Origin of the sequence: Bacillus sp. XT-4 (assembly GCF_050864245.1) — a bacterium.
In the GTDB taxonomy this organism is placed as follows: domain Bacteria; phylum Bacillota; class Bacilli; order Bacillales; family Bacillaceae; genus Bacillus; species Bacillus altitudinis.
This window is the reverse complement of record NZ_JBPAFI010000003.1, coordinates 267,929-290,995: the sequence shown is the minus strand read 5'-3', so window position 1 is coordinate 290,995 and position 23,067 is coordinate 267,929. Positions and strand designations below refer to the sequence as shown.

The following is a 23,067-nucleotide window of genomic DNA, read 5'->3' as shown; positions in this document are numbered from 1 at the left end:
TCCATTCATAAAAGCATACAAAAACCCCCTGCTGAGAGAGCAGGGGGTTACTTTTATGAAACAAGGCCATTTCGAATATGAGCAATCAGATTTTCAAGCATTTCTTTTGTTGTGACATCATTGGAATTTTCACCAATATCATGAGCGTACATCAAAATCTTTAAAAACTCTTCTTGATTTAAACCCTTATTATCCATGTCTGTATCCTTTCGATTCCACTAATTTCATTATTATATGCTGTATGGTTGGTTTATGCAATACTCTAATACATCATTCGACAGCTTTTGAAATTTATGACCATTTTCATGAAAAACTTTTTTATAAATCACCATTGAGCTATAATAAAAGAATTGGAATCTTTTACTTGGTTAGGAGCGGATCAAATGCTTCAGCACAACATCAACGAAGAAGAAATCAAACAAACAGCCGAACAGATCAAAGAACTTCTTCCTGCAACAGATGAAAACAAGCAACTCATCAAAAAAGCATTGATTACTTATAGACAGGACAGCGTATATCGGCTCAAGCAAGAGTCTGATACCGAATGGTCAGCTTATGTACATGATGTCGTGGCAGCAAGAGTCCACCTTCATGTGCTGTTTCCAGTGAGAAGCAGCTGTTCATGTCCAGCTGATGGACTATGTAAACACATCCTCGCTGTTTTCTTTTCGCTATACGCTCAAGTAGAGAGTGTGACCGGCTTTACAGAAAATTGGTCAGAGAAGGATGAATTACAGCGCAGCAAAGAACTCATTCGCCAGCACTTCCAAGTGAAGCGCCCAGATGAACAATCACTTCAGAGCTGGCTGAATTTTTTCCAGGAGGAATTTCACCTCTGGCTGAAACGGACACCGAAGCACCAGCAAACACCACAACATTTGTATTACGGCTATTTATCGATCCTGAAAAAACACGCACCCACTTCACCTGAATTCAAGAGTTTGTATGCGATTCATACGTCCATCGATGTGTGGTTAAGGCTCCATGAGCTAATCGACCTCGGCCGCCTTGATGCCGAAAAAGACTTTTATTCAATGAATCCATATGTAGAACAGCTCATGAACACCATTTTTGATTCAGTGGATCATTTGAGGACATACGCCCTTTCCTTTTCCCTCGATCCGTTTCTTGAAAACACACCAACTGCCGTTCGGACACTTCTTCAAATCAGCGGACCTTTCCAGCATGAACGAGTTGCGGTCTTTATGGAAATGTGGGGAACTATATTAAATAGAGGGAAATGGGTCAAAAAAGAAACAGAATTACTCAAGAGCGCCCAACAGCAGGAGCAAACGGTTGAGCGCACCATTGGGCTGATGCATATGGATTATTTGCTAAAAGAAGACGAAAGACTTTTTCAGCAATTAAAATTGCTCAATGCAGATATGCTGCCAAATGTGCTCAATTGGCTAAAGGATCTCACAAACCGCAAGGACTGGAAGCGTCTCAAACTTTGGTATCAAGAGATCACATATGTATTAGAAGAATATTGCCAGCTTGACCTATCTTATAGAGAACTGCGTGGAGCCGTCAGCGATTTCTTCTTTTATTTAGACGCGTACTTTAAACAGACGAAAGATCATTTCTTGTATGAACGCTATCTCCAAATCTGTATGCCTTATGCATTTACTGAATATAGTCAGCTCTTATATGCACAAGAACGCTATGCAGAATGGATTGAAATACACAGCCTCGTTGGTTTCTCCATCAGTGAATTGGAGAAAGAACTGATCAAACAGATTGCAAAGGAAGAGCCTGAAGCACTCATTCCTTCGTACCACCGGGAAATCTCACTGCTTCTCGATCAAAAGAATCGAAGTGCTTACCGGGAATCTGTGAAAATGCTCAAAAAACTGCGTACGCTTTATCATAAAACGAAAAAAACCGCGGTGTGGGAAAGATATGTACAGCAGCTGCAAGATTCAACAAAACGGCTGCGTGCGTTCCAAGAGGAAATGAAGAAAGGAAAATTAATTGATGACACGCCATAAACAAATTGTCATTCATGCAGAACAAACCGAAGATTTCTCTTTCACCATTTCAGCGCAAGCAGAGGACGGACAGCCTGTACCGCTAAATGAAATGAAGAGGCAGCTTTTCCAATGGCACGAATCATCTTTTTACGGAACATTCTTAGAAGATGTGAGCTTTATTGGCACACCTGCCTTCCTGTTAAGTCCTTGGATGACCGTTGAATTGCTAGGGAAAAATTCATTCAATACTTTCAGCCATGTGACGTTAACGGATGAAACAGAGCCGCTTATGAAAACAGCCTCAACCATTTACGAATTCATCGAGGATGAAGATTTTGTCCCAGATTTCGAGGCATGGACACAAGGCATGCTTCGCTTTAAAGACAAAGAAGGTCTGTTAGATGGCTACACAGCTGATTGGTTCTCCTTTGCCGTACAGGATTACATTCAGTATGATGATGCCCTGCAGCACAAATGGAACCGAATGACTGCACAATCGCCTGCTCTTTCCTCCTTCCAAGGACATTTTTTAGATGAACAGGATTTCTTGGAAACGATCGGCTGGATTGATGATGAGACGCCTTTCACTGTCGGCTTGCGTTTAAATGAGCCTGATTTCGACGGGGATGATTGGAAAATTGAATTGTTTTTGCGTGATAAGAAAAACAGTGATCTGCATTTCTTTGAAGGCATCCGTTCTTTAAAAAAATCATGGCGTCCGTTTCAAGAAAAAATCACCAGAGAGCTGGAGCGGTTCGGTCAGATTGTCCCTTGGCTCTCATTCACATCTGGTACCACCCTCATGTCAGAAGAAGAAGCGTGGCTCTTCCTATCTGAAGCGAGTGAAACACTTGTGAACATGGGGATTGAGATCCTGCTCCCATCATGGTGGCAGATCGTCAAAGAAAGCACCATGATGCTAAAAGCACGGATTTCCTCCACACCACGAGGCGAATCGCACGTTGGAATGGATGCCCTTATGGACTTTAATTGGCGCTTTGCCACAAACGGTATTGAGTTGACAGAAGATGAGTTCAACGAGCTTGTTCAAAGTAAACGTCGTCTTGTCAACATTCGTGGACAATGGATTAAAATCGATCCGACCTTTATCCAGCAAATGAAGAAATGGATGGAGCGCGCTGAGAACGAAGGACTTCATATGTCGGATATTTTGTCGCGTGAACTCGCAGACCAAGAGGCCTCTTCTGAGTCGATTCCTGAGCTACTAGACAGTTCGGCCTTTGCCCATATTCAATTTGAACTTTCGTCTCAATTACGAGGGCTTGTTCATCAGTTAAATGATACACAAGAGCTGCCATCCTACGAGATGAGTGAGTCCTTTAAGGGCACACTGCGCCCGTATCAGCAGCACGGTGTCAACTGGCTTCTGTTCTTAAGGTCTCATGGATTCGGGGCTTGTTTAGCAGATGATATGGGTCTTGGAAAAACGATTCAAATGATCGCTTATTTCACCTATTTGAAGGAGCATCAACAAGACGCCGCTCCATCTCTCATCATTGCACCGACTTCCGTATTAGGGAACTGGCAAAGAGAGCTTGAAACATTCGCACCACATTTAAATGTCGCTCTGCATTATGGACCGTCACGTCCACAAGGTGAGAACTTTACAAAAGCATACGAGTCAACAGATATCGTCCTCACTTCGTATGGTCTCTCACATTCTGACCGTGATGAATTAACAGCAGCCAAATGGAATACCATTTGCTTAGACGAAGCCCAGAACATTAAAAATGCCCATACGAAACAATCGAGAGCCATTAGGCAATTAAAAGGACAGCACCACATTGCCCTCAGCGGGACACCGATGGAGAACCGTTTGACAGAGCTTTGGTCTATTTTCGACTTCGTGAACAAAGGATATCTCGGCAGCCTGACCAGTTTTCATAAAAAGTTCGTCCTTCCGATTGAAAAAGACCGTGAAGAAAAAAGAATCCAACAGCTGCAGCAGCTGATCAAGCCATTCTTATTAAGACGAACAAAACAAGATGAAGAAGTCGCACTCAATCTGCCAGAGAAACTAGAAGAAAAAGAATTCATCCCGTTATCTGCAGAGCAGGCATCTTTATATGAACAGCTGGTCAAAGATACATTCGAACATATGGCCTCATTAACAGGGATGCAGCGGAAAGCCATCATTCTAAGTATGCTTGGCAGACTCAAACAAATTTGCGATCACCCTGCTCTTTATTTAAAAGAGAGCGGAACAGACGTGAAATTGTTGAAACGTTCATTAAAAATGGATAAATTAGCAGAGCTGTTAAAAGCCATACACGAACAAGGAGAAAGCTGTCTCATTTTTACGCAGTATATTGAAATGGGCAACATGATCAAACAGCTGGCTGAAAAGATGTTTGGAGAACCAGTTCAATTTTTAAATGGGAGCTTATCAAAACATGATCGGGACAAAATGGTGGAACGCTTCCAGAAAAAAGAGTTCAACATCTTAATTCTTTCTTTAAAAGCAGGAGGAACCGGACTAAACTTAACCGCCGCCAATCATGTCATTCACTACGATAGATGGTGGAATCCTGCTGTAGAAAACCAAGCAACAGACCGTGCTTACCGCATCGGGCAAAAGCGGTTTGTTCACGTCCATAAGATGATCACAACCGGCACGATAGAGGAAAAAATTGATCAAATGCTCGAAACAAAACAAACGTTAAATGATCAAATTATCCAAAGTGAAAGCTGGATTACAGAGCTGTCAACGAACGAACTAGAAGATTTATTCACGTTAAGTGCAGCCGCTCAATCATCTTAATGACAGCAAAAAGAGGACTTTTCTCAAACTTGATGAAAAGTCCTCTTTTTTTAATCTCATATAAAGGAATGCTTAAATTTGTAGCTTTTTCAATGCAGATTTCACATTCATATACGTATTCAACTCACGGAAGTCCTCTCTCATTTCTCCCATTTTCATCGCAAGATTTGGTTTAATACCTGTCACGATCAGTTCAGTGCCAGTCATTAAAATCAAATCGTTCAGCTTAAAGATCGCATCCGCCACAAATGAATCCACCTCTAATAAACCAGACAGATCCACAATGAAGTAATCATCTTTGGATTGAGAGATATAAGTGGAGACCGTTGAGATGATTTTATCAAATCTTGGCGCTGTTAACGTACCAATGATCGGCAGTACAGAAATACCATCCTTCACCGGAACAATCGGGACAGAAATATTCAATACTTCATCAATAGATTGCTCAAGAAGCTCTTGCTGTTCCTTCTCTTTCGTAACATCCTTTTGCAGACCGACGAAATAAAGGCGTTTCCCTTCATTTTCATCAATCCATAGAGGCGCCACACTTAACTCGTTCCAAAACATTTGACCAGATTTTTTATAGTTTTTCAACTGTACAGTGACAGCCTCTTTGTTTTCAATGGCTGCCCTAATTTGTTTGAGAGCAATCTGTTCAGTTTCATCTCCTTGAAGGAAACGACAGTTCTTTCCTAATACTTCGGTTTCTTGATAGCCTGTCATATCTAAAAAGCCCTTGTTCACATATATTAAAGGATTATCAGGTAAAGACGGGTCCGTCACCGTCAGGCCAACCTGAGTATAGTCTAAGGCTTCCTTGATTAAATGCAGATTGTCGGACTTATAAGATTCCAGCGCCATTCGTTTACTCTCCTTAACTTCCTTACAAGCGGGTTATATTCATAATTAAATTATATGATGTTCCATAGCAGGTGTAAATAGAAGTAGTTCTGAATTCCTCTTTTGTAGAATGCGCTTCATCCTATGTCATTTATACAAATCCATACGATTCAATTATTTCAAAAGATGTTGAATCATATGTGCCACACCATGTTCATCATTTGTTAACGTGACGTGATCAGCTAATTCTTTTATATCCTTTCTCGCATTCCCCATTGCAATTCCAACCCCAGCTGCCCGAATCATCGATTCATCATTTAAACTGTCTCCTACAGCCGCTGTTTGGCTTAATGGAATACCGAGGTTTTCTGCCAGCCTGGTTAACGCCTGCCCTTTCGACGCTTCCTTTGCTCCAATTTCAAAGTTATGATCAGCCGAACTAACCAATGTTAATTCAGAATCATGTCCAAACGCATCCCATCCGGCTTTCAATCTGTCTTGAAAAAATGAGAAACCTAAGATGTTATAAAATGAAAGCTTCTGATCCTCACGAAACAATTCTTGATATGTATCAATATAAGCAAAACCTGACTGGCTGTATTGAACTTCAGCCGCTTGCTCAAGAACACGCTGATCCGTTTCTGGATTTGCACTCTTTAAGCGGTCCATTTCTATCGCCAGAAGCTCCCTGCCGCGGTTTGGTGTGTAAATGGCTTCATTCGTAAACACTTCATAGTAATAATCACGCTCTTCAAGCCATGATAAGATGTGTTTTGCTTTTTCTTCTTCTAGAACAGCCGAATGATATACCTGACCTTCTAGATCATGAATCACAGCTCCATTTGCACTGATGACCCACGTATTCATCCCAAGCTGATCAAAAATAGATTTCACATCAAAATACGCTCTTCCTGTTGAAACGACAACCTCAATCCCACTCGCCGCTGCTTCCTTTAACGCCTGCTCGTTTTCCTGACTCACTTTGTGCTCACTGTTCAATAAAGTTCCGTCTAAATCCGTTGCGATTAATTGAATGTTTGTCATCGGTCTCTCCTTTTTTGCCTGCATTTTCAGTTGACCTTCCGTTTATCAAATCCATCATCATTATGAAATGAGTATCCACTATTTGCAAGGAATGATCGGCTTATCAATGAATATAAGAGTACCCGGTCACGCTACATGACCGGATACGCATAAGGGGATTCACAGGGGACACATGACTGATACAAAGAAACCTTGGTTCTACTATTACGCAGTGAATATGTGTACAAGGCAAAGTCTATCAGCTATAGCTAGAGGGGGCCACGAGATGCTAGACCTTTGCCTTTTGCCTCCTTTCCTTTCAGCTAACCCTAGTCTACTGAGAAATAGCACAAGAGACAAAAAACGAAAATGACAAAATCGTTCTTCAAATTCTTTATTTCCTCAATCATTTTTACTTTTTACCGCTTGTGTATAAAACATCATCTTATTTTGTTTGACGAAATACTTATTTTTCATAAATTGATAAAAAACATCTGAATGAATCCAATTACTAGAAGGCATGTGAATATAGTCAGACCCGTCCCACGCGAACCAATAAAAACAAAGCCTTCCATCATGAATTGACAATTGAAATTCAAAACAGTCCATTTGATCGTCTGTCACGTATTGAAAAGTGAGGGACTCCCCTTCTTCCATATACACATCACAAAATGAGAGAATATCTCCCCATGTATAGACCCTCACATTGCTTTCCTTTTCCTCACCAATATGTATGTTTCGAAGTTGATAGGACTCCATAAAACATCTCCTTTCACTTATATGCAGCTAGTTCTGAGTAGGCAGCGGTTTCATTTATACAGATGTTGTATGCTATAATGATACTTACGAATAATGAACGCTTGTGAGGTGATAAATATGAAAACCTTTAGGCTGATTGATTTAAAAATCGAACTTGATCCAAAGCAAGATAAAATGTCCAGCATTCCCCTTCGTGACGGCTTAATCATTAATAAAGAAGATGGCGAAAATCACTGGATGATCGAGGCACTGATTCCAAAGAAGCATAGACAAGTGTTTGAGGTGCTCTTCCAGCAGCATACAGAAGTAAAGATTCTCGTGACGATTACAAAAGAAAACAACCGCCCTGTTCATCTATCGGTCCAAGTCAAAAACATCGTTGCCTTAGAAGAAAACATATCTGTATTACTCGACGGTAAAATGATCACAAATCGTTACAGAACAGAAACCGAAGAAGTATTAAAAGACCTCGTCAAAGAGGGGCTATCAGGAGAAAAACTGCTGGATGCTTTTAAACAGAACACATAAAAAAGAGCGGGATGAGCCGCTCTTAGATGGTTGACAAAGGGCTAAAATGAACTTTATTTTAGCCCTTTGTCTTCCTTTTCAGCGTGATAGAAAACCTTTGAAGTGTCTAGGAAGGGCGAGCACCGGAGCACAGCCCTGACAAAGAATGCGAGGGTTTGTCTACACGCTGAGAGCGGGATGAGCCGCTCTTTTTCTATTGCACATCTTTCGATTGGCTTTGTTTTTTCAATAAATCTCTAATTTCGGTTAACAACACTTCCGTTTGATCTGGCGTTTCAACCACTTCTTCTTCCTCTACCTTTTTCCGTTTTAATTTATTTAAATAACGAATAAAGATAAAAATGGAAAAGGAGATAATCAAGAAGTCGACCACTGTTTGAATGAAACTTCCATACAAAATTTGAGCAGAACCGATTTTAATAGACAATCCACTAAAATCATGCCCCCCAACAATAATACCAACAAGCGGCATAATTAAATCATTCACAAGAGAAGTGACAATTTTGCCAAATGCTCCCCCGATGATGACACCGACAGCCAGGTCAATTACATTCCCCTTGACGGCAAACTCTCTAAATTCTTTCAGCATTCTTTATCACCTTCATCTTTTTTTGTCTAATATGACGTTTTTTTGTCAAAAAAGCAAGTCCTTATCCGCTTGGGCTGAATGTTTCCATATAAAAAACGGTTCATACAAGATGAACCGTCAGACATATTACGATACTTTCGGACCGATAGAAAATGTCAGTTCTGCTTCACATGCCACTTCGCCATCTACTGTTGCAACTGCTTTTCCTTTGGCAACTGGACCGCGAAGACGCGTGACTTCAACCTCTAAACGTAGCTGATCGCCGGGCTTGACCTGTCTTTTGAATCGGCAGCTGTCAATCCCTGCAAACAAACCAATTTTCCCTTTGTTCTCTTCTTTACCTAACATGATGACCCCAAAAACTTGAGCGAGCGCTTCTACAATAAGCACACCTGGCATGACGGGGTATCCTGGGAAATGGCCATTAAAAAATTCTTCATTTACTGTGACATTTTTGATTCCAACCGCTCTTTTCTCACCATCAACTTCTAAAATACGGTCAACCAATAAAAATGGATAACGGTGTGGAATAATGTCTTGAATTTGCTGAGCATCAAGCATGTCTTGATCTCTCCTTCTTTTCTATATCGCTAATCTTCATTTGATTCCTATTGAAGTATATTATGAATGCAGTCATTTTTCAATGTCTAGCCAACAATTATGGTAAAAAATAACATCTATTATTACCTATTGTCATGAAATATAATCCACTCTACACTCATCGTTTTTTCACAAATATGGTAATATATATTACATCATTGATTGAATAAGAGGGTAAAAATGAATTTTATAAGCGATAAATCCATTAAAAAACTTCTCCATTCGTGGTATACAATGCTAAAACATCGACACTTTTCGAAGGCTGAAGAGATCAAAACGTCCTTAACCAAATATAAACGTAGATTGTCAAAGAAACAGGAGCTTCATTTACATTATCAGCTTATGCTTTTTCGCCATCAGCTCTGGATGAACCAAACAGAAGACTTAGAAAAACTGAAGCATGAACTCATGCTCCACAAAGATCAAATGAATGATCAACTGCAATATTATTTTTACTTTTTTCTCGGTTTATACGAATCTTTAAAGAGCGATCAAAATGATGCCATTCATTATCTTGAAAAAGCAGAAGAGAAACTTCCCCTGCTAGACGATGAGCTAGAGGAAGCGGAGTTTCATTTCCGTACAAGTGGTGTTTATTATAACAACCGCTATTCACTGTTATCCATTCGACATGTTGAAAAAGCCATGGATATCTTTGCAAAGCACGGGGATATCCACAGCATTTATCGGTGCAAAATTGTGCTCGCACTTAACTTTAGTGATCAAAAAAAATATGAAGAAGCAGAAGCTATTTTTATTGAAATTATCGAATACGTGAAAATGATTGATGACCAAGAATTGCTTGGTATCGTGTATTATGACGCTGGTTTTATCAAGTCGAGACAGAATCGTCATAAGGAAGCACTAGAATACTTTAAAAAAGCGCTTCGGCTCCCAGCATACCGGAAATCTGCCCACTCCTATGTATCGTGTCTCTATGAAACTGTGCGTTCCTGCTTTAAAGAGAATTTAACTGATGAAGGAATGAAGTATATTCAAAAAGGTCTAAAAGAAGCCGTTGATGCCCAATTTGATCTATTAAGAATCAAGTTCCAAATTTTATTCCTTCTCTACAGCCAAACGCCCAAGGCAGATGAACAGATTGCTACACTCGTCACATGTCTTGAACGAAAAGAAGCCTGGATTGATCTTGAAGATCTGCTTGCAGATGTCTCAGATTTTTATAAAAAAAAGGGCGACTTTGAGCGAGCCGCCTTTTTTATCATGAGAGGCTGACATCCGCCTGCTCATTATCGAATGGTATTAATGAGTCCTAGCATCTGATCGCCCATCGTAATGGTTCTTGAGTTCATCTGATACGAACGCTGTGTTGTCATGAGGTCTGTTAATTCTTTAGACATGTCCACATTCGACGTTTCAAGTGCACCTTGCTGAAGTTGAATGGCCTGACGGTTTGCCCCATTCAGTGCCGTTAAAGCGCCTTGATAGTTGCCGTCGACTGAGAACAAATTTTCTCCTTCAGAGATGAGTGCTGAAGAATTATTCACTTGAACAACCCCAAGATTCACCTGCTGATTCGGTTGATTGCCTCGAGAAATAGCTGTAAGCCGGCCATTTTTATCGATAGAAATATCACGGAAATTCGCATTTAAGACAATCTCATTCCCGTTTTCGTCAAGAATCGGATGGCCTTCGCTTGTCACCAGCTGGACTTGATTCCGATTATTTCCTGGCTGTAAATAAAGAGAGCCATCTCTTGTATACCGGATGTTACCGCCAGCATTGACCTGCAAATACTGAGATGGCGCACCAAATGCAACATCAAGGTCACGGCCTGTTTCTTTAATAGAACCTTGCAATGAGTTAATGGATGCATTGACCATCGTACCAGTTCCAAGCCTTAAACCAGCAGGTGTCAGACGACTGTTTGCCACCTGCTCATTTTTTTCATCTACCTGATTAAACTGTTGTCTGACCAGCTCTGAAAAACGGGTGTTTTTCGCGCGATACCCTGTTGTTTCACTGTTTGCGATGTTATTACTAATGATATCAAGCTGCTTTTGCACCTCGTTCATCGACACAGCTGCATTGATCATCGTTCTAAGCATGAGAATCCTCCTCTCTCTTTCATTTCTTCATTAATACACTCTTCCGATTTCATTCACTGCTTTTTCTAAACTTTTATCATATGCCTGAACCACTTTTTGGTTTGTTTCAAACGCGCGGTAGGCTGTTGTCATTTCTGTATATGATTTCGTCACATCAACGTTCGACAGCTCTGATACACCTTGGCTTAATGTATAGGACATTTGACCGTTATTGACCGCACTTGGAAGAGGCTGGTTATCAGCTGTACGGTATAAATCATTTCCTTCACGCGCAAGGTTTCTTGTATCCATTGCAACACGTACATCAATTTGTCCAAGGTTTTGTCCGTTTTCACTCACGGTTCCATCTGCGTTCACTTTGAAATTCTCACTTTGAACTGTAATCGGCTGGCCCGTCACGGAAAGAAGGGCACGTCCATTGATCGTCAGCTGATTTTGATCATTCAATGTAATGGAACTGCTTTTCGTATAACGAACGCCTTCTGGTGTATTCACAGCATAAAAAAGCGCTGACTTTTGATTTGTCTCCGGGTTGATGGGTACATTATTTTCTACTAATGCGATATCAGTTGTTTGATCCGTTGTTTTTAATGTTCCTTGTGTAAATTGGGGAATCAATTCCTGCATGTATGTTCCCGTATTAATTCCGCCGATCGCCGTTTGCTGCGGGATACTAAAGCCTTTGCCTGAAGATGTTTGGAAACGTCCTGATTCCATTCGGCTTAGCAACATTTCTGGAAATGCGCGCATGGCCCCTTCATCTGCTTTATAGCCTGGAGTATTCGCATTTGCGATATTATTTGAAAGCATTTCTGTCCGCCGCTCTTGAGCGATCATGGCAGATGTTGCGGTGTATAGTCCTTTTAACACGTGCTCACCTCATTCAAATTCTTTCACATGACCTAAAATCATCAGTACACAATCTTCTATGAAATATATCGGCATATTGGCAGGCTTCTTTAATAAAAATCCCCCATTCTTTCTAAAAAGAATGAGGGAAATCATTAGCTGAGTTTACGCTTTGGCAGCTTGTCCATATTATCAAGCATCACGCCAGTACCAACTGCTACACAATCCATTGGATTTTCTGCAACGAAAACTGGTACTTTCAGCTCTTCTGCAAGCAATTGATCAAGCCCGTTTAGAAGCGCTCCGCCACCAGTAATGATAACGCCGCGGTCAATGATATCAGCTGATAATTCAGGTGGTGTTCTTTCAAGAACTTGTTTCGCAGCCTGAACAATGGCAGATACAGATTCACGTAATGCTTCTTCTACTTCTTTGCTTGTGACGGTAATCGTTCTTGGTAATCCTGTCACCATGTCTCGTCCACGAATCGAGATCTCTTCGTGACGTGCGTCTGGGAATACCGTTGCAACTTGGATCTTAATGTCCTCTGCAGTTCGCTCACCGATCAACAGCTTGTACTCTTTTTTAATGTAGTTTAGAATTTCCAGGTCAAATTTGTCTCCAGCCATTTTAATAGAAGAGGCGGTTACAATGTCACCCATCGAGATGACAGCGATATCTGTCGTTCCGCCTCCAATATCTACGACCATGTTTCCACTTGGCTGAAAAATATCCATACCAGCACCAATTGCTGCTACTTTTGGCTCTTCTTCAAGAAATACATGCTTCCCGCCGCTTTTTTCAGCAGCTTCTTTGATTGCCTTCTGCTCAACAGATGTAATGTTTGTCGGGCAGCAGATGAGCATACGCGGCTTAGAGAACAGCCCTTTCACATTCAATTTGTTAATAAAATGCTTGAGCATCGCTTCAGTTACTTCAAAATCAGCAATTACGCCATCTTTTAATGGACGAATCGCAACAATATTCCCAGGCGTACGTCCAACCATACGTCTCGCTTCTTCTCCAACAGCTAATACTTTCCCGCTGTTTTTATCAAGAGCGACAACAGATGGTTCATTTAACACAATTCCTTTTCCTTTGACATGAATCAGTACATTTGCAGTACCAAGATCAATTCCAATATCCCTAGCAAACATCTATATATATCCTCCTTGAAAATCTGTTTCCATAGCAAATACCACATTCTGCCCTAATTATATATTCTATCATAATTTGCAGAAAAAAAGATATTTCTTTACAAAAGTCTTTACAAAATTTGTGGTTAGAAACTACCGATAAGAGGAAGATATATATATCATGTTTATGAACAAAGAACTAAAGCTTACTGTTTTACAGGCTCACCTTCTAAAATTTCTTCTTTTTTATACTTTAACTTTGTGGCTTCTCCCCCTCGCAGGTGACGGATTGATTTATGATAATCCAGTATCTCCTTCACTTCGTTAGCCAGATCTGGATTAATTTCTGGCAGTCTTTCTGTTAGATCCTTGTGTACAGTACTTTTAGAGACTCCAAATTCTTTCGCAATTACACGAACGGTTTTCTTTGTCTCCACGATATACTTTCCTATCTTGATTGTTCGCTCTTTGATGTAATCGTGCACACCACTCGACCTCCCTAAAATGGATGTGAGAAGTGTGAAATGAGATCCGTATCAATATTATCCATTTTCAGCGGCGCTTGTTCGTCTTAATTTCTCATCCATTAGGTAGTAAATGCCAAACACGATCCCTCACCTCAAACACTCTCTTTGTCAGGTTTGTAACAGTGTATTAGCATTGCATAGGGAATATGCTAAAAATGAAGATGGGACAAGGGATTTATCAGAAAAGACAAAACAAAAAATCATTTCGAGTGCCGAAAATTTTCACTTTACAAGCATCGGTGTAACACGTAAAATAGGAAAGGTGATTTTATTTACCTAGATAAATAATGAATAAAGGTGAGCCTATGGATACGTTAAACAGAGAGTGTTTACATCAAATACATCAAAGCGCGCGGCTGCTGTCTAAAAAAGCGAACGAAGCGCTTGCTGCTTATGACTTGTACATGTCCCAGTGGACTGTACTTTTTTGTTTGGATACATTCGGCCCTAAAACGCAAAAAGACATTTGGACCTATTTGAACGTCGAAGCACCGACGATTACAAGAACCGTGACACGTCTAGAAGCAAACGGCTGGGTGAAACGAGTCCAAGGAAAAGACAAACGTGAGAATCTCATCGTCATGACAGACGATGCAAAAGCAAAGTTTAAAAAAATCAAACAGACGATGGAACAATTTGAAGAAGAATGTCTTTCAGATTTTACCTACGAAGAAAAACAGCTCCTCCATAAACTACTACACAAATTATCAACTGAATAGGAAGTGACATACACCATGAACGAACGCATTTGGACAAAAGACTTTATCATGATTGTCCTGGTGAATTTATTTACATTCACCTCTTTTTATGCCCTTTTGACCTTACTCCCCATTTACACAATGGATGAATTAAATGGAACAGAATCACAGGGCGGCCTCCTTGTGACGGTCTTCTTATTATCAGCAATTGTGACAAGACCATTTTCAGGGGCCATTATTGAGAAATTCGGCAAGAAACGCATGGCGATTTTTTCTTCAACGGCTTTTGCCCTGCTCACTTATTTATACATTCCAATTGATCAATTCCAAACACTTCTCATGCTGCGTTTCGTGCAAGGAATCTTCTTCAGCATTTTGACAACCGTAGCAAGTGCCATTGCAGCTGATATGATTCCGAAACATAAACGAGGAGAGGGCCTTGGATACTTTGTGATGTCGATGAACCTCGCCGTGGTCATCGGTCCGTTTATCGCACTGAATCAAGTAGGAAAAATCGGATTCCATTCTTTATTTCTGCTCTTTTCCATCATCGTCTCCATCGGTGCAGCTTTCACGATGCTGATTAGACAGCCAGAGCCTGAAAATGGCGGAAGTGTCGTCTTTCGATTCACTTTTTCTCATCTGTTTGAAAAAGGCGCTTTAAAAACGGCAGCAGTTGGAATCATTATCTCCTTCTGTTACTCGCCGATCATTTCATTTATTTCAGTCTATGCCAATTCACTTCATCTGATGGGTGCAAGCAGTTATTTCTTCATTGTTTTTGCAGCTGCAATGCTTGGATCACGTCCATTTACAGGCAGACTGTTTGACCGAGTCGGGCCTCATATTGTGATCTACCCATCTATTGCTCTCTTTGCGATTGGTTTATGGATGCTGACCGCTACACAAACAGCCACCATGCTTCTTTTATCCGGCGCTGTCATCGGCCTTGGCTACGGCTCTTTGGTGCCATGTCTACAAACACTTGCGATACAGCACTCACCAGCACACCGTACAGGCTACGCCACAGCAACTTTCTTTACCTTGTATGATACGGGGATTGCCGCTGGATCCTTTGTCTTCGGACTGCTTGTCAGCTTCACAGATTTTTCAAATGTATATCTCATTGCTGGCGTTGTCGTGTTACTCAGCATGGGCGTTTTTTATTGGAGCGAACGAAAACCGCAAGAAGCAAAAGCACAAAAGGTTTCCCTATCAGAATAGGATACTGTTTTAAACTTCACTGAAAACATGCTAAAATATAGGATATTTCAAATGAACAGATAGGTCTTTTGAAAAATAGTTGGCGTTAAGCGAAAGTATAGGTGATGTTTTGAATTACGAATTGTTTAAAGTCATACACGGGATGGCTCATCATTCTGAGTTTTTAGATCAGGCCATGATTTTCATTACGAAAAAGGCCATTCTCGTATATGCCCTCGTCTTATTGATTTGCTGGTTTTTAGGTAATCACAAATTTAAGAAGCATGTCTTCTTTTCTGGTGTAACAGGCATCGTGGCACTCATCGTCAATTTTGCCATTACGCTGTTTTATTATGAAGAGCGGCCGTTTGTGGCGCACAAAGTCGACACACTCATCCCGCACTCAGCAGACGCTTCCTTCCCAAGTGACCACACAACAGGTGCACTGGCTCTTTCACTAGCCATTCGATCCCGTAATAAAAAACTCGGCAATATTTTGCTTGTTTTTGGATTACTGACAGGGTTCTCCCGCATCTGGGTCGGTCATCATTATCCATTTGATGTATTAGGCAGCTTGATCGTATCGATTGTGGTTGTCTTTATCATGAATAAATTATGGAAGTTCTTTGACTCTCCAATTGACCGTATCGTGACATTTTACGAGAACATTGTGGGCAAAATTTTCAGAAGGAAGCAAAAGGACCAAGGGTCAGACCTGTCCAACTCTTAAGCGGCTTGCGATAAAGTATGGAAGACCTCTCTTCTACTTTATCCCAGCCGCTTTTTTCATTGTTTGTTTTCCTCTGACCATACTCGAAAAATAAAGGCTGACGCTAATGCCGACAAGAGAAATCATGATCAATGTCCAGCCTAATTGGTCAAAATGAGAACCTGCAATTTCCTCACCAAACAGCATGCCAAGCACGGCAGATGATAGAATGGAACCAAGGTACCTGCATGTTTGAAAAAGCCCAGAGGTCGTGCCAATCATTTGTTGAGGGCTCGCTTTTAACATCGCAGCTTGAAGCGCAACATTTCCAATCCCGTAACTGAGTCCAAGCAAAGCAAGAACCAGTCCTTTCCCCCAGAATGGCGCAGGAATAAAAAAGAAAGTCATGGCGGAAGCGCCGGCCAGCATGAGCACAGCACTTGCCAAAACAGGATGCCGTTCATCGCCGCGATCTACCCACTTGCCAGTCAGCGGCGATACCATAATGCTCACGCCAGACATGCAAAGCATAAAGAGACCCGTCATCTCCACACGCCAGCCCAATTCATCCTGAAAATAACTTGGCAAGCCAAAAAAGAGACAATAGAAGAAAATATTTAAAATGATAAATTGCACATACACAAGTGAAAGCCGTTTCTCCTGCCTGAACATCCGAATTTGGATAAATGGCTCATCCACCTGATGCTCCCACCATATAAAAGCACCCGCACTCAAAAGACAGAGAATGCCCTGTACATACTGAATACCATCAGATAGTGATAATAAAAAAGAAAGCAAAAGGACAATACAAACTGTAAATAGAAACATCCCTGGCAAATCAAGCTTTCGGACAGTGTCTCCGATACGCAATTTTTTCTTTTTCTCCTTAGGAAACAAGGAAAGGCCTAGAAAAAAACTAATCAATATGAATGGCAGATTCACTAAAAAGATCGCCGGCCAGCTGCCGATCGTCATCAAAAACCCGCCAAGTGTCGGCCCGAGTGCTGTCATCGCTGAAGCAAAGATGGACAATACCGCTAAAGCAGAAGCTTGTCGTTCCTTCACATGATCCCGAATCAGTCCAACACCTGAAGGATAGATCGCACTGCTTCCAATCGCCTGAAGAAGCCGGATCACAATCAGCACCGCAAAAGTCGGGGCAAACGGCGCACAAATGGCTGAGACTGCCACTAGAACTAGTCCAAATAAAAATAAAGTTCTCCGGCTCATCACATGATCTCCAATTCGTCCACTCACCGGCTGCGTGACCGCGCTGGCCAAATAAAAGGTTGAAATGAGCCAAGATACCGTCGTAAACGACAATCCGAACTCATGCTGAATTTGATGCAAGGCTAAAGAAATCATTGAGGAATTCAATGGATTTAACATCGTGCCAAAAGCAATCGCCGTTAAAAAGACTTTTCGGTTGTTTTTCCATTTGATCATACACCCGCCCCCTTCTTTTGACATACACGTTCTTTGTCTATCTCCTCGTTATTATGAGATTCATTTCCCTTTTTTACCCTTAGCAATTCAAGTTCTCTCTCCGAAAAGCAAGACATACATTCTAAAAAGGGCAAGTGTTGGAAAAGCGCATATAAAATTGAGAATATGAGGAACAAATGGTAAGATGCTACACATATTTAAAAGCCTACTTTCTCCTTATACGGAGAACGGCTGAAAAGGAGGAGATAGCTTATTATTAAAAAAAGACGGTTTTGGGTCCCAGCCCTTTTCTCGGTTGCAGTATTACTTCTGTCTTCGTGTAGTTCAAATGAAACAAATGGAAACGGAGATAAACGTAATTCTACAGCGAAAGGGTCACCGATTTTGGAGGATGGGAAATTTATTTTTGCAGCATCAGGTGAATTCCACCCATTCAGTTACATGGATGGAAACCAGATGTCCGGCTTTGATATTGATGTCGGCAATGCGATTAGTGACAAGATGGGCCTAGAGCCTGTACAGAAAAAATATAAATTCGCAGGCATCGTCGAAGGCGTCAAAGCAGGCAAATTTGATGCGGCCGTTGCAAGTCATACCATCAACGAGGAACGAAAAAAACACGTCCTTTTTTCTCAACCGTATTACTACTCCGGTCCGCAAATCTTCACAAGACCCGGCGCAGACATTCACAGTGCAGATGACTTAAAAAACAAAGAAATCGCTGTCTCTAAAGGTTCGTCCTATGCGGATATTGCCAAAGAACATAGCGGGCAGGAACCAAAATATTACGACAGTGATGTTGTCGCTTTAGAAGCACTAGCCAACGGCAAACACGATGCGGTCGTCACTGATTTTGCCACAGGTGCAGAAGCCATGAAGAAAAAACTTAAAATTGAAGCACAAGAAAGACTCGGGCAAAGTGAGCAAGCAATCGCTGTCTCTAAAGACAATAAAGAGATCATAAAAGAAATCAACGATGCGATTGATGCACTCAAAAAAGACGGAACATTAAGACAAATTAGCGAAAAGTATTTTGACGAAGATATTACCGTCAAACAGGATTAAAACCACGATTGTGCGCCTTTCTCTAGGCGCACTTTCTTCAAATGGAGATGATTGTTTTGCCTACCTTATCACACTTTTTTCAAACGCTGATTGATTCTAGAGGCGTTTTCTTAGAAGGAATGCTGCTCACCTTACAACTCACTGTCATCAGTATTTTCATCGGCATGTTCATCGGGCTTTTCTTTGCCTTACTAAAAATATCCCGCGTAGCCGTTTTCGGTTATATCGCAAATGCCTATATCTTCCTTGTACGCGGGACACCACTCATTGTGCAGATTTTTATCCTGTATTTTGGGCTGACAGAATTAAATATACCCGACTTTTGGGCAGCCTCTATTGCGCTTGCCTTCCATAACGGTGCCTATATAGCAGAAATATTTAGAGGTGCGATTCAATCAATCGATCAAGGTCAAAAAGAAGCAGGACGTTCTCTTGGCATGGGGCGATTTCTAACCATGAGACGTATCATTCTCCCGCAAGCGATGCGGCGTGCCCTCCCCCCTCTCGGCAATCAGTTTATTATCGGCTTAAAAGATTCATCACTTGCCGCCTTCATCAGCGTCAATGAACTCTTTAACATAGCCACCACTCAAGGTTCCAACAGTTTTGACAACATGACGTACTTACTTGTCGTGGCTGTCTATTACTTAGTTCTTGTCCTGCTGTTAACATTCGCTGTGCAAACCGTTGAGAAGAAACTTTCAGTCAGTGATCATTAGGAGGAGAAGCATGACAGAATCAAAAGAGATCATTCGTGTTGAAAAACTGAATAAATACTTTGGAGAGCTGCATGTCTTAAAAGATATCGATCTCACTGTATATGAAAATGATGTCGTCGTCTTAATTGGTGCAAGCGGCTCTGGGAAAAGCACCTTGCTCCGTTGTATGAATTTTTTAGAAATAAAAAATGACGGTCAGATCATCATTGATGGCAGTCCCGTTCATCCAAAACGAGATCAATTAAATGAAATGAGGCAGAAAATAGGCATGGTGTTTCAGCATTTTAATCTCTTCCCGCACAAAACCGTGCTTGAAAACATCATCGAAGCACCGGTCATGGTGAAAAAAACAAAGAAAGCACAAGCGATAACTGAAGCCAATATCTTATTAGAGAAAGTCGGACTAGCGGATAAAGCAAAAGTGTACCCTTCAAAGCTATCAGGCGGTCAAAAACAGCGCGTTGCCATCGCACGAGCTCTCGCCATGAAGCCCGATGTCATGTTATTTGACGAGCCTACTTCTGCGCTGGACCCAGAGCTTGTAGGCGAAGTGCTGCAAACCATGAAAAGTCTTGCCAAAGAAGGCATGACAATGGTCATCGTCACTCATGAAATGGGCTTCGCAAAAGAAGTAGCTGACCGAGTTGTTTATATGCATGAAGGACGAATTGTCGAACAAGGTACCCCATCAGAATTATTTGATTCTCCTCAAGAGGAGCGAACCAAATTGTTTCTCAGTTCGATTTTATAGGTCAAACGCCCTTTATTTTTCGTCGTTCATACACGTTTATTCTCATTTTTTACGAACTTTTCATCCATTTATATTGATAATGACCAAAAAACCATGTTAGATAAACTTACATGAATATGTTATATATGACTTTTCTCTCTATAATGAAGAATTAAGAAATCTATTAATTCTGAATGATTCGGGGGAATGCAGCATGCAAATGGGTGATACAGTATTTATGTTCTTCTGCGCACTACTCGTGTGGTTAATGACACCGGGTTTAGCCTTATTCTACGGAGGACTTGTGAGAAGTAAAAACGTGTTAAGTACGACAATGCACAGCTTAACCTCACTAGCCATTGTCTCTATCGTCTGGATCGTGTTTGGCTATTCACTGGCCTTTGCGCCAGGCAATGCATGGATCGGAGGCTTTGACTGGGTTGGACTAAAAGGCGTTGGCTTTGAACCTGGTTCATATAGTGATACGATTCCACATTCATTGTTCATGATGTTCCAAATGACCTTTGCCGTCCTCACAACAGCCATTATCTCTGGTGCCTTCGCTGAACGTATTCGTTACTCAGCGGTGGTCGTGTTTACACTCCTTTGGGTCACATTTGTATACGCTCCAGTCGCACACTGGGTATGGGGTGGCGGCTGGATTGGCGAAATGGGAGCACTTGACTTCGCCGGTGGAAACGTCGTCCACATATCATCCGGTGTGGCTGGTCTAGTCGTAGCCATTGTTCTCGGGAAGCGAAAAGAAGCGGCAAACTCTTCTCCGCATAACTTGATCTACACACTTCTTGGCGGAGCTGTGATTTGGTTTGGCTGGTTTGGGTTTAACGTAGGAAGTGCCCTCACATTAGACAGTGTCGCCATGTATGCCTTTATTAACACGAATACAGCAGCTGCTGCAGGAATCATCGGCTGGCTGTTAGTCGAATGGATGATCAACAAAAAACCAACGATGCTAGGTGCAATCTCTGGCGCCATTGCAGGCCTAGTAGCGATTACACCTGCCGCAGGTTTTGTCACACCATTCGCTTCGATCATCATCGGAATCATCGGCGGAATCGTTTGTTTCTGGGGCGTCTATTCACTCAAAGCCAAGTTCGGCTATGACGATGCACTGGATGCATTCGGTCTCCACGGAATCGGCGGTACGTGGGGAGGCATTGCTACAGGCCTTTTCGCCACTACATCTGTCAATGATGGCGGAGCCAACGGCTTATTTTACGGCGATCCAAGCTTACTTTGGAAACAAGTTGTCGCCATCGTGGCCACATACGTCTTTGTTGCAGTTGTCACATACGTGATCATCAAAGTCGTCAACATCTTCTTCAAGATCCGCGCAACTGAAGAAGAAGAATCAGTCGGTCTTGATTTAACGATGCACGGCGAAAAAGCATATCAAGATTAAAGAAAAAAGGGGTGTCTCTATGAGCAAAATGTATAAAGTGGAGATTGTCACACGTCCAGCTAATTTTGAAACATTAAAGGTGGAGCTTGGAAAGATTGGTGTCACCTCGATTACCTTTTCCAATGTGCACGGCTGCGGATTACAAAAGGGACATACGGAACTATACCGTGGCGTCAAAAAGGAAAGCAATGTGTACGAACGTTTAAAGATTGAAATCGTCTTAAGCAAAGTACCTGTTGAACAGGTCGTGGAAACGGCTCAAAAGGTACTTCGTACAGGCGAACCAGGGGATGGGAAGATTTTTATATATGAGATAGAAAATACAATCAACATTCGGACAGGTGAAGAAGGACCTGCCGCCTTATAGCATCCCCTCCGCCATATGGCGGAGGTTTTTTTAAAGACAGAAAAAAACCTCTGTGCATTTATCTACACAGAGGATCTGACATGACATTAAGATTGTTTTGTTTCTTCTGACTGACTGCGGTCTTTAGAGGAATCAGAAGACTTTTCTTGATCAGAGGATTTCCCCTTCTCATCAGACTTATCTTCAGATTTTTCTTCAGCCGGCTCTTTTGCCTTATCGTCAGCAGCAGGTTCCTTCATTTTGTCATCAGCTTTTGGCTGAGCAGGTTCTTTTGCTTCTTCCGTCACTTCTTGCGCTGCTTTTTCAATGGAAGAAACAGGCTTATCAATGAAGCTAAGCGGATTAAGCGCTAAACCTTCCATACGAATTTCAAAGTGAACATGGTTGCCGCTTTCAGCACCATATAGATTCTTACCAGAAGCACCGATGACATCATTCTGCTTTACTTCATCGCCTTCTTTTACACTCACTTGAGACAACGATTGATACACAGTAGACAATCCATCTTCATGTTCAATTTCAACAACGTGACCGAGAACTGGATCTTTTTTCGCCTGAACGACTGTTCCACTAAGAGCAGCTGTGACATCAAACACTTTGCCATCTTTATCTGCAAGATCAATACCTTTGCTTAAGGTATAGGTGTTATTATAGTTTACAAGTGCTGCTTCTTTTTCTTTTTGATCAGCATCTGCTTCATAGAACTTTTTCACGACAGAAACATTCTCAGAATTCTGGACCGGCATAGCAACATTTTCAATTGGCTTTCCAACTTCAACGGCATCATCACGCTGTTCTTGTCCTGTTTGATTTCCATCAGATAGTTGGTCTTTCACATCTTTCGATACAGCTTGATACCAAAGAACGGCTGTTAACACGACCGCTGCGCTGACCAAGTAAATAGCAGGGAATACCCAGCGCTTACGGAAAAATTGCTGAACTTTTGTGATTTTGGAAGTACGTTTCTTTTCTTCCTCTCTCATTTTTCATCACCTCAGCAACATTCTGAACACTTTTCAAAAAATATATACA

Annotated in this window: 23 protein-coding genes and 1 pseudogene; 12 read left to right on the top strand and 12 right to left on the bottom strand. The window is 41.5% G+C overall.

Annotated features, from left to right (window positions below):
* Positions 1–53 precede the first annotated feature (53 nt).
* On the bottom strand, positions 54–197 hold the full coding sequence (locus ACRRMM_RS11335) for a hypothetical protein (protein WP_003214884.1): 144 nt from the start codon (positions 195–197) through the stop codon (positions 54–56).
* A gap of 186 nt (positions 198–383) precedes the next feature.
* On the opposite strand from ACRRMM_RS11335, the gene ACRRMM_RS11330 reads away from it, so the two are divergent.
* Both ACRRMM_RS11330 and ACRRMM_RS11325 read left to right on the top strand, forming a co-directional pair.
* On the top strand, positions 384–1,991 hold the full coding sequence (locus ACRRMM_RS11330; RefSeq protein ID WP_017360013.1) for an SWIM zinc finger family protein: 1,608 nt from the start codon (positions 384–386) through the stop codon (positions 1,989–1,991).
* The gene (locus ACRRMM_RS11325; protein ID WP_008343293.1) at positions 1,978–4,755 is read left to right on the top strand and encodes a DEAD/DEAH box helicase; all 2,778 of its coding nucleotides are present in this window, start codon (positions 1,978–1,980) and stop codon (positions 4,753–4,755) included. Before ACRRMM_RS11330 ends, ACRRMM_RS11325 begins: the two co-directional genes overlap by 14 nt.
* A 72-nt stretch (positions 4,756–4,827) precedes the next feature.
* On the opposite strand, the gene ACRRMM_RS11320 is transcribed toward ACRRMM_RS11325, so the two are convergent.
* From ACRRMM_RS11320 to ACRRMM_RS11310, 3 genes are all read right to left on the bottom strand, one after another.
* Entirely contained in the window at positions 4,828–5,616 is a 789-nt protein-coding gene (locus ACRRMM_RS11320; RefSeq protein WP_017360015.1) for an STAS domain-containing protein, read from the bottom strand.
* Positions 5,617–5,769: 153 nt separating this feature from the next.
* Positions 5,770–6,630, bottom strand: a complete 861-nt coding sequence (locus ACRRMM_RS11315; RefSeq protein ID WP_342493558.1) for a Cof-type HAD-IIB family hydrolase — start codon at positions 6,628–6,630, stop codon at positions 5,770–5,772.
* A 390-nt stretch (positions 6,631–7,020) separates the two neighbouring features.
* The gene (locus ACRRMM_RS11310) at positions 7,021–7,377 is read right to left on the bottom strand and encodes a hypothetical protein (protein WP_008343305.1); all 357 of its coding nucleotides are present in this window, start codon (positions 7,375–7,377) and stop codon (positions 7,021–7,023) included.
* 117 nt (positions 7,378–7,494) lie between these two features.
* Here ACRRMM_RS11310 and ACRRMM_RS11305 point away from each other — a divergent pair, with 117 nt between their 5' ends.
* Complete coding sequence (locus ACRRMM_RS11305; RefSeq protein ID WP_003215215.1) at positions 7,495–7,905, top strand: YwpF-like family protein; 411 nt, start codon at positions 7,495–7,497, stop codon at positions 7,903–7,905.
* 193 nt (positions 7,906–8,098) lie between these two features.
* Here ACRRMM_RS11305 and mscL read toward each other — a convergent pair whose 3' ends face one another.
* Both mscL and fabZ read right to left on the bottom strand, forming a co-directional pair.
* A complete protein-coding gene (gene mscL, locus ACRRMM_RS11300; RefSeq protein ID WP_008343317.1) occupies positions 8,099–8,494 on the bottom strand; it encodes a large conductance mechanosensitive channel protein MscL in 396 nt (131 codons plus the stop codon).
* Between the two features lie 126 nt (positions 8,495–8,620).
* A complete protein-coding gene (gene fabZ, locus ACRRMM_RS11295; protein ID WP_007497564.1) occupies positions 8,621–9,055 on the bottom strand; it encodes a 3-hydroxyacyl-ACP dehydratase FabZ in 435 nt (144 codons plus the stop codon).
* 219 nt (positions 9,056–9,274) lie between these two features.
* Here fabZ and ACRRMM_RS11290 point away from each other — a divergent pair, with 219 nt between their 5' ends.
* Positions 9,275–10,330: a tetratricopeptide repeat protein gene (locus ACRRMM_RS11290; RefSeq protein ID WP_039962963.1), complete on the top strand. Its 1,056-nt coding sequence runs from the start codon at positions 9,275–9,277 to the stop codon at positions 10,328–10,330.
* Positions 10,331–10,344: 14 nt separating this feature from the next.
* Here ACRRMM_RS11290 and ACRRMM_RS11285 read toward each other — a convergent pair whose 3' ends face one another.
* The 4 genes from ACRRMM_RS11285 to spoIIID form a co-directional block, all read right to left on the bottom strand.
* Complete coding sequence (locus ACRRMM_RS11285) at positions 10,345–11,163, bottom strand: flagellar hook-basal body protein (RefSeq protein ID WP_007497568.1); 819 nt, start codon at positions 11,161–11,163, stop codon at positions 10,345–10,347.
* Positions 11,164–11,193: 30 nt separating this feature from the next.
* The gene (locus tag ACRRMM_RS11280) at positions 11,194–12,033 is read right to left on the bottom strand and encodes a flagellar hook-basal body protein (RefSeq protein ID WP_017360018.1); all 840 of its coding nucleotides are present in this window, start codon (positions 12,031–12,033) and stop codon (positions 11,194–11,196) included.
* A gap of 134 nt (positions 12,034–12,167) precedes the next feature.
* Complete coding sequence (gene mbl, locus ACRRMM_RS11275) at positions 12,168–13,169, bottom strand: cell shape-determining protein Mbl (RefSeq protein ID WP_007497573.1); 1,002 nt, start codon at positions 13,167–13,169, stop codon at positions 12,168–12,170.
* A 185-nt stretch (positions 13,170–13,354) separates the two neighbouring features.
* The gene (gene spoIIID, locus ACRRMM_RS11270) at positions 13,355–13,633 is read right to left on the bottom strand and encodes a sporulation transcriptional regulator SpoIIID (RefSeq protein ID WP_008343327.1); all 279 of its coding nucleotides are present in this window, start codon (positions 13,631–13,633) and stop codon (positions 13,355–13,357) included.
* Between the two features lie 347 nt (positions 13,634–13,980).
* Here spoIIID and ACRRMM_RS11265 point away from each other — a divergent pair, with 347 nt between their 5' ends.
* The 3 genes from ACRRMM_RS11265 (at position 13,981) to ACRRMM_RS11255 (ending at position 16,306) form a co-directional block, all read left to right on the top strand.
* On the top strand, positions 13,981–14,394 hold the full coding sequence (locus tag ACRRMM_RS11265) for a MarR family winged helix-turn-helix transcriptional regulator (protein WP_428828655.1): 414 nt from the start codon (positions 13,981–13,983) through the stop codon (positions 14,392–14,394).
* A gap of 15 nt (positions 14,395–14,409) precedes the next feature.
* Positions 14,410–15,597, top strand: coding sequence for an MFS transporter (locus ACRRMM_RS11260; protein WP_008343329.1), 1,188 nt, complete (start codon positions 14,410–14,412; stop codon positions 15,595–15,597).
* 109 nt (positions 15,598–15,706) lie between these two features.
* Complete coding sequence (locus ACRRMM_RS11255; RefSeq protein ID WP_008343330.1) at positions 15,707–16,306, top strand: undecaprenyl-diphosphatase; 600 nt, start codon at positions 15,707–15,709, stop codon at positions 16,304–16,306.
* A gap of 33 nt (positions 16,307–16,339) precedes the next feature.
* Here the strand turns inward: ACRRMM_RS11255 and ACRRMM_RS11250 are convergent, their stop codons facing one another.
* Positions 16,340–17,731 (bottom strand): MFS transporter, encoded by a 1,392-nt coding sequence (locus ACRRMM_RS11250; RefSeq protein ID WP_428828656.1) that lies wholly within the window; start codon positions 17,729–17,731, stop codon positions 16,340–16,342.
* A gap of 176 nt (positions 17,732–17,907) precedes the next feature.
* Here ACRRMM_RS11250 and ACRRMM_RS11245 point away from each other — a divergent pair.
* The 5 genes and pseudogenes from ACRRMM_RS11245 (at position 17,908) to ACRRMM_RS11225 (ending at position 22,035) form a co-directional block, all read left to right on the top strand.
* A pseudogene (locus ACRRMM_RS11245) lies at positions 17,908–18,796 on the top strand (transporter substrate-binding domain-containing protein).
* Between the two features lie 41 nt (positions 18,797–18,837).
* Positions 18,838–19,515, top strand: coding sequence for an amino acid ABC transporter permease (locus ACRRMM_RS11240; protein ID WP_007497584.1), 678 nt, complete (start codon positions 18,838–18,840; stop codon positions 19,513–19,515).
* A 10-nt stretch (positions 19,516–19,525) separates the two neighbouring features.
* Positions 19,526–20,266, top strand: a complete 741-nt coding sequence (locus ACRRMM_RS11235) for an amino acid ABC transporter ATP-binding protein (RefSeq protein WP_035389775.1) — start codon at positions 19,526–19,528, stop codon at positions 20,264–20,266.
* Between the two features lie 193 nt (positions 20,267–20,459).
* The gene (locus ACRRMM_RS11230) at positions 20,460–21,668 is read left to right on the top strand and encodes an ammonium transporter (protein ID WP_035389777.1); all 1,209 of its coding nucleotides are present in this window, start codon (positions 20,460–20,462) and stop codon (positions 21,666–21,668) included.
* A gap of 19 nt (positions 21,669–21,687) precedes the next feature.
* A complete protein-coding gene (locus ACRRMM_RS11225) occupies positions 21,688–22,035 on the top strand; it encodes a P-II family nitrogen regulator (RefSeq protein WP_007497589.1) in 348 nt (115 codons plus the stop codon).
* 86 nt (positions 22,036–22,121) lie between these two features.
* Here ACRRMM_RS11225 and ACRRMM_RS11220 read toward each other — a convergent pair whose 3' ends face one another.
* Positions 22,122–23,018 (bottom strand): M23 family metallopeptidase, encoded by an 897-nt coding sequence (locus ACRRMM_RS11220; RefSeq protein WP_035389779.1) that lies wholly within the window; start codon positions 23,016–23,018, stop codon positions 22,122–22,124.
* Between the last annotated feature and the right edge of the window lie 49 nt (positions 23,019–23,067).